The sequence below is a fragment of the Longilinea arvoryzae genome (assembly GCF_001050235.1).
GTDB lineage: Bacteria > Chloroflexota > Anaerolineae > Anaerolineales > Anaerolineaceae > Longilinea > Longilinea arvoryzae.
The window spans coordinates 4110495-4122933 of the sequence record NZ_DF967972.1; the positions used below are offsets into that span (position 1 = coordinate 4110495).

General features: G+C 62.4%; 9 protein-coding genes. 2 read left to right on the forward strand and 7 right to left on the reverse strand.

Translation table 11 applies throughout. The features are described from left to right. Positions 1–155 precede the first annotated feature (155 nt). Positions 156–1466, forward strand: coding sequence for a GNAT family N-acetyltransferase (locus tag LARV_RS18425; RefSeq protein WP_075075018.1), 1311 nt, complete (start codon positions 156–158; stop codon positions 1464–1466). A 134-nt stretch (positions 1467–1600) separates the two neighbouring features. On the opposite strand, the gene LARV_RS18430 is transcribed toward LARV_RS18425, so the two are convergent. The 6 genes from LARV_RS18430 to hpt form a co-directional block, all read right to left on the reverse strand. Beyond that, entirely contained in the window at positions 1601–3292 is a 1692-nt protein-coding gene (locus LARV_RS18430; RefSeq protein WP_075075019.1) for a CHAT domain-containing protein, read from the reverse strand. 40 nt (positions 3293–3332) lie between these two features. After that, complete coding sequence (locus LARV_RS18435) at positions 3333–4424, reverse strand: C1 family peptidase (protein WP_075075020.1); 1092 nt, start codon at positions 4422–4424, stop codon at positions 3333–3335. 203 nt (positions 4425–4627) lie between these two features. Continuing rightward, complete coding sequence (locus LARV_RS18440; RefSeq protein ID WP_075075021.1) at positions 4628–6067, reverse strand: hypothetical protein; 1440 nt, start codon at positions 6065–6067, stop codon at positions 4628–4630. Between the two features lie 27 nt (positions 6068–6094). Continuing rightward, entirely contained in the window at positions 6095–6424 is a 330-nt protein-coding gene (locus LARV_RS18445; protein WP_075075022.1) for a hypothetical protein, read from the reverse strand. A 22-nt stretch (positions 6425–6446) separates the two neighbouring features. Beyond that, positions 6447–7574, reverse strand: a complete 1128-nt coding sequence (locus tag LARV_RS18450; RefSeq protein WP_075075023.1) for a ComEC/Rec2 family competence protein — start codon at positions 7572–7574, stop codon at positions 6447–6449. A 171-nt stretch (positions 7575–7745) separates the two neighbouring features. After that, entirely contained in the window at positions 7746–8315 is a 570-nt protein-coding gene (gene hpt, locus LARV_RS18455) for a hypoxanthine phosphoribosyltransferase (RefSeq protein ID WP_075075308.1), read from the reverse strand. 219 nt (positions 8316–8534) lie between these two features. Here hpt and LARV_RS18460 point away from each other — a divergent pair, with 219 nt between their 5' ends. Further along, complete coding sequence (locus LARV_RS18460) at positions 8535–9455, forward strand: radical SAM protein (RefSeq protein WP_075075024.1); 921 nt, start codon at positions 8535–8537, stop codon at positions 9453–9455. A 188-nt stretch (positions 9456–9643) separates the two neighbouring features. On the opposite strand, the gene LARV_RS18465 is transcribed toward LARV_RS18460, so the two are convergent. Further along, entirely contained in the window at positions 9644–12439 is a 2796-nt protein-coding gene (locus LARV_RS18465; RefSeq protein WP_083522698.1) for a PEP/pyruvate-binding domain-containing protein, read from the reverse strand.

The following is a 12439-nucleotide window of genomic DNA, read 5'->3' on the forward strand; positions in this document are numbered from 1 at the left end:
CAATTCGCTTTTAGCAATTCGCTTCTAGCGAATAGCTTTCAGCTGTCAGCGATTGGCTACTTTTGACAGCCCATTATTCTTCCCGAATGGACTCATGATCATTTGGCAGGATTCTTCTTTTTTCATGTCTTTCGTGACTTTCGTGGTTAATCTGCATGGATATTTCCTCTGAAATCTTCACCACCGCGCGACTGCGCATTCGTCGCGCAATGCCGGAAGATGCCACCTTCCTCGATCGCCTGTGGCACGACCCGCGCGTGATGACCAATGTCGGCTTTCCAGACGGCCTGCCCATCAACCGCGTCCAAATCGAAAACAAGATCCGAGGGTACGACCCATCCGAATATGACAAAACCCTGATCGTCGCCCTGCGATCCAGTGGCCAGCCGATCGGCGAGTGCATGCTGGGCTGGCCGGATGAGCAGGGCATCAGCCTGACGGATGTCAAATTGAGCCCCGAATTCTGGGGCCAGCGCTACGGCGTCGAAGTCAAGCAGGGGTTGCTGGATTATCTCTTCACGCACGCCCCCGTGCTGGCGGTGGAAGCCGATCCGGCCTGGACCAATCTGCCCTCCATCCGCATGCAGGAACGGGTCGGCGGGCTGCGCGTGCGCGAATACGACTCGGACTTCAATCGCCACCTGGTTTACCGCGTGCACCGCTTCGACTGGGAACGCCTGCGGGCCGGGCTGCCGGTCGCGTCCGAACCGCTGCGCAGCCTGCTGGCTGGCCTGTTACCCGGGCTGGTGCCCGGCTGCCAGGCGCTGGCCCTCACCGGCAGCTTCGCGCGCGACTGCGCCGGCGAAACCAGCGATATCGACCTGTACCGCTTCGTCGAGCCGCCGGTCGCGGAACCCCACCGCTACAGCCTGAAATTACCCCAGCGCCGCCTGGTCAGCCTGACCACGGCCGTGCTGAGCGAAAAAATGGCGGAGCTACAGAAGCCGCAGCGCGCCATCTGGGCCGCGCCCGGCTTCCGGCAGGCCTGGGTGCTCTTCGACCGCTCCGGTGGGCTGGCGCAGCTCAAGGCGCAGGCCGCGGCCTACGATCCGGCGGCCCACCCGGTCGAAGCCGCCGCCTGGATCAGCGAAACGTTGTTGAACAACAGCGAAGAAGTGACCAAGGTCTTCGGCGCGCTGCAGCGCAACGACGAAGGCGCTGCGTTGTACGGCGTCATCGGCCTGGATTACAATCTCAATTTGATAGCGGCCGTACACCTGGGCGTGCTGATCGAAAGCGAAAACCGCTTTTTCGAGCAGGTCCAGCAGGCCGCGCCGCCCGAATGGACGCGCCTCGAACGCATCCTGATGGGCTTCGAGCCGGCCGACATCGGGCAGCGCGCCCGCGCCGGGTTGGGGCTTTACCGCTATACCTGCCGCTGGCTGGATGGACTCATCCAACCCCAACACCGCGATATCATCGCGTATGCGGTTGGCTTGATTCCACCCGAGTGGGAAGAAATTTGAGGTTTGTCCTGGTAGTCACGACGTCAGTCGTCAAGAAATGGCTTCCGTCATTACTACAGGTCTTCATTTCTTATACTCTTACTCTATCAAAAATCTCTTCTCAGTGAACTCTGTGATCTCTGTGGCTTCTTCTCCTATGCCTTACTGGCATAATGCAGCGAGCCCATCATTTGATCGAAGATCGCCTTCGAACGCCGCAGACTGGGGCTGATCTGGGCCTCGAAAGCCAGCCTGGCCTGCACCGCCTGGTTGGGGCGCCCCTCCTGGATCAAGGTCCAGATATTCTCGACGGCCGCGTCCATCTGATCCAGGAATTCGCGAAAGAATTTCAGCAAATCGAAGTCGCTGCTCTCCTGCACCTTCAACTCCTGCTGCAGCGCATCCCTCTGCTCGGGCTTCAGGTACGGGCCGACCGTCTGCATGACCTTGTTGCCGAGTATGCCGATCTCGAAGCAGGAACTGCCCGCGTGCGTCCAGGTTTCGCCGTCATATAAACCCTTGAACTGGTAATAGTACGGCTCGAAGGCCTGGGCGAAGGTGGCCGGATCGCGGCCGAGACGCCGGAAATCACCCGTCAGGTCAGCCAGCAGCCGGTGGCTCTTGCTCAATTCCTTGATCAAGGCGTTGACCTCATTCAGGCTGCTCAAACCCTGCTCCTGAGCCGCCTGCTGCGCGGAACGCAAGACTTCGAAAGCCTGGTCGTTGTGCTCCAGCACATTCGCATAGATCTGGCCGACCGGAAAATCGATCAGTTGATTGTCCTCCAGGCGGCTGAACAGCACCGGCGCGCCCCAGTCCCAGCGTTCTTGAATGACCTGGCGGGCCTCGTTGGCCGCGGCGTCCGCCATGCCGTGCAGAAACAGGCGCGTGTAGAACTGCCCGGCAAAGGCGTGCGCGGTATCCTTGCTGACCTTGTCGAACATCGCCAACGCCGCCGCCGCGCCGCCGAGAGTCACAAGCTCCAGCCCGAGGGGTTGGAATGGCGAGCCGGTATCGAAGCGCGCGCTTTCGCAGGCCGCCAGGAAGGCGAACAGCGGCGGTTGGTTTACCGTCGAAAAAGTCTCCGCCAACCGCCCGGCGGTGACCGGATCGGCGCTGCGGTCGTCCTTTTCCAGGAAGAGCACGCTGCCGGCCGGGACGAGCGCGCCGTGGCACAGGAAATGGATCAGGTGAACGCCCTGCTGCAGGGCTGCCCGCAGCGCGTTCAGGGTGGGCGGGTCCGGCGTGCCGCTTTCCAGGTAGGTGACACTCAGCTCAGCCCGCCCATCCAGTTTCTGGCGCAACAAACGGCGTTCAGAGGGTGCGATCGGCGCCAGGTTGTAGTCCTGCTGAATGCCTTCCGGCGAGGAGATCACCACCAGCATGCGCAGCGGGCGCTCGTGGACCGCGGCTGGCCGCGCCCACGCTCCGCTGGCCGCCTGGCGGCAGAAAGGCGTGTCGGCGGTGACGGCCAGCGGCTGCCACTTCTCGCCGATGGGTTGGTAGACGCGTTCCCAGCGCACCGCCTGCAGTTCAGCCGGTTCGACGGCCAGACGCAGGTGCAAATCCTCGTCCCGGGATTGCATCACCGCCAGCGTTTCGCGGTAATCGGCGCCCAGGCCGCCTGCTGCGAAGAGTTTCCTGCCCAGCAGTTTACCGTAGGCCTGCGGATCCGCCTCCTGTGAGGCCAGGCGAGCTAAATCAAGATGCAGGTTGCGCGGCGGGAACTCGCGCCAGCCCTCCACCCTGAGCGCGGCCCGGTAAGGCTTTCCCTTCTGGGCCGGCGCCAGGATCCGGATTTCAGCCATACTGAAGTTGGGACGCGCGGTCATGCCGGTGAGGATCATGCGAACTTCTCCTTCCCTGTCGCGGGTTGCCGGCCGGAAATCAGCCGCCGAAAAGCCGGCGCAGCCAATCGATGAAGGCTTCCCACCAACCCTTGCGGGTCTCCGGCAACGGTTCAGTCGAGGCTTCGGCTGTGAACGCCGAGTTGGCGTACTGGTAGATGTAGGCAAAGGGAATGCGCGCGTAGCCCGGCGCGATGGTGCTGTTCGAGGCCCAGCCCTCGCCCCAACTGTTGCGCACCATGAAAAAGCCTCCGCCGGGCACGACCTCATTCTGCTGGTAACCGACCATGCACATGGCGTGCCCGCCGGCGACCGGCTCGCCGGGCAGCGGCAGGCGCACGTCGCCCGAGGAGCGCACCGGTTCGGCGAACCAGTAGTTGTAGACCGGAACGGCAAAAGCCACCGGTTTGCCGCGCGCGAGTGCGGAGCACAGCCCTTCGATATCCGTGGGTACCAGCCGGGTGGAAGCGGTGATGCGATATTTGCCGGCGCCGTCCACGGCGGTTTGCGGGGCCGGTCCCTGGCCTTCGTTGCCGGGGATGGGATTGGGATTGTACGGCCAGGCTTCTTCCAGGCAGATGCCGTTATCCTGCAGGCGCGCCATGGCCGTGCGGATGTAGGTGCCCGGCAGGGTGGGAATCAGGTCATGCTGTTTGCAGTCCCAGTAATGGAACTGCTCGGAAAACTCCAACGCAGGCGGCTGCTGCCCCAGCAGATATTCGCGCACGGCGGCGCTGGCATGCGCCACGCAGGTGCCGCGCTGGCCCTGGTTGCGCACCGGCCCAAAGCCGCTGCGCAGGTCAATGCCTGGGGGTAAAGGGGCAAAGGAAGGCGGCTCCTTCTTCTCCTCACCGGGTTCGCGCTCATCCAGTGCGCCCAGACCATGCGGCTGCAAGTCGCCGGGCGCGAAGGAAACCGTGGGCGGCAGGGCCGCCTGGGCAGTGGCAACCAGCCTGACCACATCGTCCTGACTCATGCCGAGCGCGTTTACCAAACCAGCCAGGCCGCCCTCACCGACGGCTGCGCTGGCCAAGTCTTCGCAGGTTTCGATCCAATAAGCGGCCAGCTTGGCCAAAACCTCTGCCGTAAAGCCGGACAGTCCGGCCAGCGGCGTACCTTTCTTTTCAGCCATGGTTCCACCTCCTTTTAAGAGAAATCACCACGGATACATCATGCCCGTCAGGGTACGGAGGACACGGAGAGAAGAGAAGAATGACTTACATATCCCTTCTTTATCCTTATTCTCCAATGAAATCTACGGTCTTGTTGATCCCATCACCTTCCTTCTTCTTCTCCTTTTTCTCTTTCTTCTCCGTGAACTCCGTGTCTCCGTGGTTAATCAATTTCCGAGGAACGTAAGCGCACCGCGGGGTCGCCGAGGACAACATAGCCTTCGGCGTCGTTGCGCTGCACCCAGGCGACGGCGAGCTTATCGTCTGGCACGTTCTTGTGATAGTAAAGCTTCTCCTCCACGAAGCTGCTGACCTGGATGGATAGATCGGCATAGCGAAAATTGAAATCCTGAATGGCGTATCCGACCGGCTTTCCGCTCAGGATGCGCTGGATGGTGTTGCGGAAGGCATCGATCTGGGGCAGCGCGCCCGGGTTCTGGATCGAAAAGCCCCAGGCCCGGTCGACGTGGGCGATGACGGCCAGCGCGCCGCCGTTGGGATGAGCCAGCAGCGCCCTGGGCAGCGCGGCAAAGAACGGGCGCGGGGCCAGTTGAACCGGTTTGCCATGCTCGAGCGCGGTGAACCTGTCGAACGCCGGGGTGCCTCCGCCAAAGCAGGCGAACAGGAAGGCGACCAGCCCATGAACGCGGGCTTCGGCCGGTAAATCCGCGGCGGCGAAATACTGCGCGGGCGTCACGCTGTATCTCAACTGCCAGTCCTGGCACAGCAGCGCGCCCTGGCGGGCCGTCTGGTCGGGGTCGCCGCTGGCGAAACCCAGGCCGTGGCTGGCGGTGAACAGGAAAGCCGGCGGTTTTTGCCCGGCCGGCGGCGCCAGGATGCCGGTCAACCCGGCCTTGGTGGCCGGTTCGCCGATCCAACTGCGCAGCCGGTAATTCGCCTCCGCGGTCACCGGAGGATACGCCGGCAGGGGACCCACCGCCGGCGCGCCCTCGACCAGCGGCCGTACCAGCCCATCCGCGCTGAGCTGGGTGGCCCGATCCAACAGGTGGCGCGTGCCGAAGAAGGCCGCCTCGCGCCCGTGCGGCAGGTCGGCCGGTGGGGCGCTCTCGTAGGCGACCACCGAGCGCGCGTAGGCGGCATACTCATCCGGACTATCGAAGTGCAGGCGCCCGACGGCGTATTCGAAATCCAGGCTGTGCCCGAAGAACAGGGGAATGCGCTCCGGGCTGCCGGCCAGCAGCAGGTAATAAGGCACGCGCAGCGGATCGCGTGAGCCGGCCGTGATGCCGAAACGCGCCAGCCAATCCTGCTTGCTTTCGCCATCCCGGTAATCCAGCACCTTGACGCGGTCCGCATCGATCTGCGTGCGGCGGTGATCGATGAGCGGCTGCAGCGCCTGCCGGACGCGGTCATCTTCAGCCTCATGAAAAACCACCCCCCAGCCCGCTTCGGCCGGGTTGGACCAATCCGGCTCCGGGCCGAGGTGCTCGGTGCCCCAGAACGCGCGCAGGAAAATCGGGATGCGCCGATCGCGCTCGCGCAGCGCCTGGCGCACCACCTGCCTGACGGTCATGGGTTTGGTGAAGTAATCGCCTGTGGCGGCATTGATGCCATTGATATAGATTTTCTCGGCCTTGGGCATGGTTGGCTCCGACGCTGGGAATTGAAATTAACGCCCGGCGATCATATCGATCAGGCGCGGCCCGGCCGCCTGTCCGGCGGAGGCCTGCGCCGGTTGGATGGGAGTCACTGCCGCCAGCGCCTTGAGGATGAGCGGCGCAGAAATGCCGATGTTGATCGCCAGCAGCGGGCTGGTCACATTTTGCACGGCGGCCAGCAGCCCGCCGGCCAGCACCATCAATACGGTCAGGACCCAATACTTCAGGCTGCCCAGGTACGGCGGTTGGGTCGGGCTTTCGCGCATCTGGTACCACTTGAGCAGCTCGGCCAGCGCACCGCCCAGCACGCCGTATCCGAAGATCATCCAGTTGAAGGTCATGCGGTTCCTCCCGGGGATTGGGTTACAGTGCAATGCAATGCTGCCCGGCGGGCAGCAGGGTCAATTCGCAGGCCAGTTTCTCTCTCTGAATTCGGCGCCGGATCTTCTGAAGGGTGGGCGTCAGATTGGTGGCGACCAGCCGAATCGGGCCGTTGGGATGGGGCGCGTCCAGAATCCAATTGAGCGTATCGAGATCGGGATTGCCGTCCTGGTGGTGCTTGTTGGCCGAAATCACGTAAGTGTCGGCGGTGATTTTCTGGAAGAATTCCGGCGAGGCATTGCGCAGGCTGCCATGGTGCTGGACCTTGAACACGTCCAGATGCAGGCGCCCATTCGCGTCCGTCAGGCCGGCCTGCTGCAGCGCGTAGAGAATATCGTCGCCGTGCGCGTCGCCGGTGAGTAAAATGCGCCGCCCACCGCCCTCGACCAGCAGGATGACCGAACTGCGGTTGGCGACCGTCCGGTCGATCGCCCGAGCCGCCCGCTGCGCGCCGCTGCCGAAGCTGGGTTTCTTCTTGCGAGTCTCGTACCACTTGAGCCAGTCCTGCTTCAACCGTTCCAGATTCTGCGGGCGGGGACCCAGCACCCACAGGCGCAGGCCGTCCGTTTCGATGACGCGCGGCTGGGCCTCGAGCTGGATCACTCCCTGATCGAAACCCGGGTTGACCGGCAGGTCCAGATCGCGCGCGGCCGCCAGCAGCAGTTCTCCCTGGGCGATGCTGAACGCCACCGGGTTGACATTCCCGTCCGGCGCAGGCGTGGCCAAAAAATCCTGGAACTGGTCGTAGGCGAAGTCCGGCAGTCCCAGCGCCTGGCGGAAGGTGTTGTACCACAACGCCCGGACCGGGATGAGCGGCGGCAGGCTCTTCTCTTTGGCTTCCACCAGGTCATAAGCCAGGTCCACCAGCCCGGCCACATGGTCTTCGTCGACATGCGTCAGCAGAATGGCATCCAGCGCCGCGCTGCGCTGGGATAACTGCTGCAGGGCCGGTTTGAGGTGGGCGGCATACACGCCGGGCGGCCCGCCGTCGATGAGCAGGGCATGCCGGGCGTCCGCCCGGCCGTATTCGAGGATCAGGCTGTCGCCGTAGTCGGCCTGGACCACATTCAAACGCAGGGTGCCGGTTTGGCCGGCCGGAAAATCGCCCATGAGAATTCCTTTCAGACTGCGTTCTAAAAACCGGATCCGAATCCTGAATTGTGTCTTTATTGTAGAGGGGCAGGCAGGCCATTTCAAGCCCTAAATAGGACTGATTCTGTCAACAGTAAAACAAAAACCGCCCGATAGGGGCGGTTGAGAAATTCGTGATTCCAGGAGCAATCAGGGTTGGCTGCGCTGGTTGTATTTTTCGAGATTCACCGAGCAGATGTAGGGTAGGTTGCGGCCGTTTTCGTCGATATCCAGACCGTAGCCCATGACGAAATAATCCGGAATGGTAAAACCGCAGTAATCGATGGGCACCGCAGCCTTACGGCGTTCCACCTTATCCAACAGGGCGCAGATCTTCAGACTGCGCGGGTTGCGGTCGAGCAGCAGCTTGCGCACGAAGTTCAACGTATAGCCCGTATCGACGATATCGTCGACCAGGATGACGTCCCAATTCTGGATGCTGGTCTTATGGTCGGCTTCGATGCGGATGAATCCGCTGCTCTCTGTGCCCGAATAGGATGCCACCGACATGAAATCCATCGTCATCGGGCGCTGGATATGGCGCATCAGGTCGGTGATGAACATGACGCTGCCGCGCAGCAGGCCCAGGATGAGCAGATGATCCGAATTCTGGTAGTCGCGCGTAATCTGCTGGCCGAGTTCGCGGACGCGGTCTTCGATCTGCTGCGGCGTGATGAGCACATCGCCGATAAAATCATAGGGCACAGGGGTGGTGGGCATTCCCATGGGATAATCTCCTCAAGGTCAAAACAAGCTCAGGCAAAACCGGTTTATTTTACTCCAATCCGGCCGTTTATGCGGTGAGTCTTGTCTGTATAACAGAATTGTAATCTACAAAGAACAGATTTTTCGCGTCTGCAGAATTGGATTTTTTCGATCTCCAGCGTCCCGATTATGGATTAAGATAGATATGGCATTATCATCCCCCTGGAGGTTTCGATGGAAGCAAGCTTTCGCCCGGCTTACCTGAACCTGTTGGAAAGCGGCGCGCTCGAGGAACGCATCCGGCAGGCAAATGCCCTGCTTTCGCCCTGCAGACTTTGCCCGCGCAAATGCCTCGCCGAACGGCTGGTCGGGAAAGCAGGCGTCTGTCACACCGGCGCACTGGCCCGGGTGGACGGATGGTGTGCTCATCCCGGCGAGGAACCCGTCCTCAGCGGCCGGCGCGGATCGGGTACGATCTTCTTCTGCGGCTGCAACCTGCGCTGCGTCTATTGCCAAAACTTCGAGATCAGCCAGGGCGCGGCCGGGCGCGAGATGAGCGCCGCCGAACTGGCCGCCGGCATGCTCGATTTGCAGGAACGCGGCTGCCACAACATCAACCTGGTCTCGCCCACCCACGTTGTGCCCCAAATTCTGGAAGCGCTGCTGATCGCCGCCCGCGCCGGGCTGCGCCTGCCGCTGGTTTACAACACCGGCGGCTACGACGCGCTCGAAACCCTGCGCCTGCTGGACGGCGTGGTGGATATCTACCTGCCGGATATGAAGTACGCCGACGCCAAAACCGCCGAGCGTTATTCGCAGGTGAAGAACTATCCCGCACACAACCGCGCCGCGGTGCTCGAGATGCACCGTCAGGTGGGCGACCTGCAGCTTAACGCGGAAGGGCTGGCCGTGCGCGGGCTGCTAGTGCGCCATCTGGTGCTGCCCAACCACCTGGCCGGAATCCGCCAAATCGCCCGCTTCCTGGCAGAGGAAGTCTCGCCCAACACGGCCCTGAACTTGATGGGACAGTACCGGCCCGAGTTTCATGCCGGCGAACACTTCCCGCTGAACCGCCCGCCCACCGCCGCCGAATTTCAGGCAGCCCAGCAGGCCGCCGGACAGGCCGGGCTGACCCTGCCTGCCGGGTGGAATTAACCAAATCTTTACAACTTTTTCATCCGGGATTAAGAACCCGATTCTATACTTCGAATGGATCGGAAAAATAAGGGCGGCGCCGGCAGCGAAACAAATAGAGGTTGATTGCCTGTAAATCGATTCGCTGTACAGCCGCCCTGGACTAGACTGATTTTCCTCTCCGCACCGGTTGCGAAGAGGTTTTCTTTTTAAAACGTTGGCGTCTCTGCGACCGCCGGATGGGTCTCGCCCAGGATTTCGATCACCCCGCTCGAGCCGTTCAGGCGAACCCGCTGCCCGGTGCGTAACTGCGACGTGGCCCGATCCACGCCGACGGCGGCCGGGATGCCGTATTCGCGCGCCACCACCGCGCCGTGGGTCATCATGCCCCCCACCTCCATGATCAGGCCGGCCGCGGTCAGGAACAGCGGCGTCCAGGAGGGATCGGTGCCGGGGCACACCAGAATTTCGCCCGGCAGCAGGCCGGCTTTACGCGGATCGAACACCACCCGCACGCGCCCTTCCACCACACCCGGCGACACCGGACTGCCGGTCAGTTGCCCGGCATGCCCGTTGCCGGCCATGCCGTCATAGAAGGCGCGTCCGTCCGAAAGTAGCAGGCGCGGCACCTGGCGGCGGAGCAGTTCACGTTGATAGGCCTCGCGCCGTTCTACGATTCGCCTGTGCCAATCGCGCCCGGATTGCCCCTCCGGTTCGGTTGCGAAATCGTGCAGTTCACGAAAGTCAAGATAGAGCAGGTCATCCGCGTGCGCCAGATCGCCTGCCTTTACCAACTCCTCTCCGATCCTCAACAGGGCCCAACGGAACTGTGCGAACAGTCGCACCATGAAAAATTTTGGAGATTCACGCGTTCCCATCAATTCGCGAATCCGCCGACCCAGGAAACGCGCCTGCTGAGCCTTGATCCAGCCGCCGTGCGTCTCACCCAGCGCGTTTGCCAATTGCTCCAGTGCCCGCTGGCTGGACGCCGCTCCGCGTGCAAAAGTCTCATCCGGCGCATGTTCACCCGGTTGAATTTGCAGGTAACCGCTCAAGATCTCGAAAACGTGCGTAGGATCCTCGACCCAGCGTGGTCTGCCCAGGTCGATCTCGCCCAGGCCGCGCCCGCCGTAGCGTTGCATGAAACTGGAGAGTGCCGCCTGAGTGGCAGGATGCGACCCGCCCGCCATCCAACGCTGCGCCATTTCAGCTGCCGAATGATCTGCAAACTCCGCCAGAGCCGCCGGATCCTGGCGGATGGCGCAGGCGGCGGCCCATAACGCCAGATCCATCTCGGTTGTGGGGTTGTACGCCAGCCCGCGTGTCAGTTCCAGCAGCGTATCCGTCCAGCCGCCGTTCTGGGATGGCAGATCCTGAAGGCGTACGCGCAGCAGATTTAAGGATGCCATTCCGGACGCAACCAGAGAAATGAATAGGATCAGGTTATGCGGCAGGAATTCTTCGATCATTTTGGGGAATAAGCGGGAAAGTTGCGCCAGACGTTCGCGCGGGCTTCCTTGAACCGCGGCCATGCGCGTTCCGATTTCTTTCAGCACGGCTTCCGTCCGGTTCAAAATGGCCTTACGGCGCGCGGAGGGCGAGAGCAGGTTCAACACCACATTTCCGGCCAACGGCAGAAAAAACCTTGCAAGCTGCCGGCGCGCCCGCCAGGAGATTCCTTCACGCTCTGGCCGCAGATTGGGTTCATCCAACAGTTGCAGAATAATCTGGCGGGTGGAAGGTTCGATAAAAGCCATCGCCATCGGGACAAGTTTACGCCCGACCGTGTTGCGCAGAAGCGGTGTCAGGCGAATCCATAAGCGCTCACCGGCTTCGAAGAGAATCGTCTGAGTTTCGGCGGTGTAATGAGCGTCGATGATGCGAGCGCCCGCGGTCAAGAGCTGGCGAATGGCATCCCTACCGCATGGAGTCATCGGGTCGAGCATGCCCTGCACGGCTGCAAAGGAGAAGAACACCTGCAGCGGTTCGGCCGGGACGGCGGATGGAATTGGAAAGAGCGAGGTCACCGTGCGGGATTGAAGCAGCGACAACCGCCCTTCCGCCCAGGCCCACTCGATATCCTGGGGCTGCCCGTACATCGCCGCCACCCGCTGCCCGAGCGCGGCCAATTCCAAAATCACCTCATCCGGCAGCGCCTGGCGGGTCACCTCCGGGTTTGCCTCGCTTTGAACGCCGCCGCCATCTCGCGGCCTGACGGCCAGCGCCTTGCGGCCCAGCCGGCGTGAAGTGACCCGCCCGAACTGGGTATCCACCCCAAAATGATCCGGCTCCACCTGTCCGGAGACGATCCCTTCGCCCAGGCCGAAAGTGGCGTCGATGACCGTCTCGCTGCGCAGCCCGCTGAGCGGATTGGCCGTGAACAGCACCCCCGAAACCTCGGCGGGAACCATGCGCTGCACCACCACCGCCAGCGCCATACCCTCCTGCGGCACGTGGTTGCGCATCCGGTAACCGATGGCCCGCGCGGTCCACAGGCTGGCCCAACATTTCACCACCGCATCCAGCAGGGCTGCCTCGCCGATCACGTTCAGGTAGGTATCCTGCTGCCCGGCGAAGGACAATTCGGGCAGGTCCTCGGCGGTCGCCGATGAACGCACCGCCACGGCCGGGCCGCCCAGCGAGCGGTAAGCGGCGCGAATTCCATTCGCGGTTTCCGCGGGTATCTGCCCGTCCGCGAATAACGCCCGGATGGATGCCGAAGCCGCTTCCAGCGTCTCCATTTCTTCTGCGCCTTCCGGCAGCGCGGCCAGGATGCGCGTTTCCAGATCGTTGGCCGCGATGAACGCCCGGTAGGCCTGCGTGGAAAGGATAAACCCGCCCGGCACCGGCAAACCGGCCTGCGCCAGCCGGATCAGGTTGCTGCCCTTGCCTCCAGCGACAGCCAGCCAATCACCCGGGTTTGTCTTCTCATTATCGGAATGAATTTCCGATTTTTCAAATGGAATGATCAGCAGCGACTCTTGACTCATAACTCGTCGACTCAT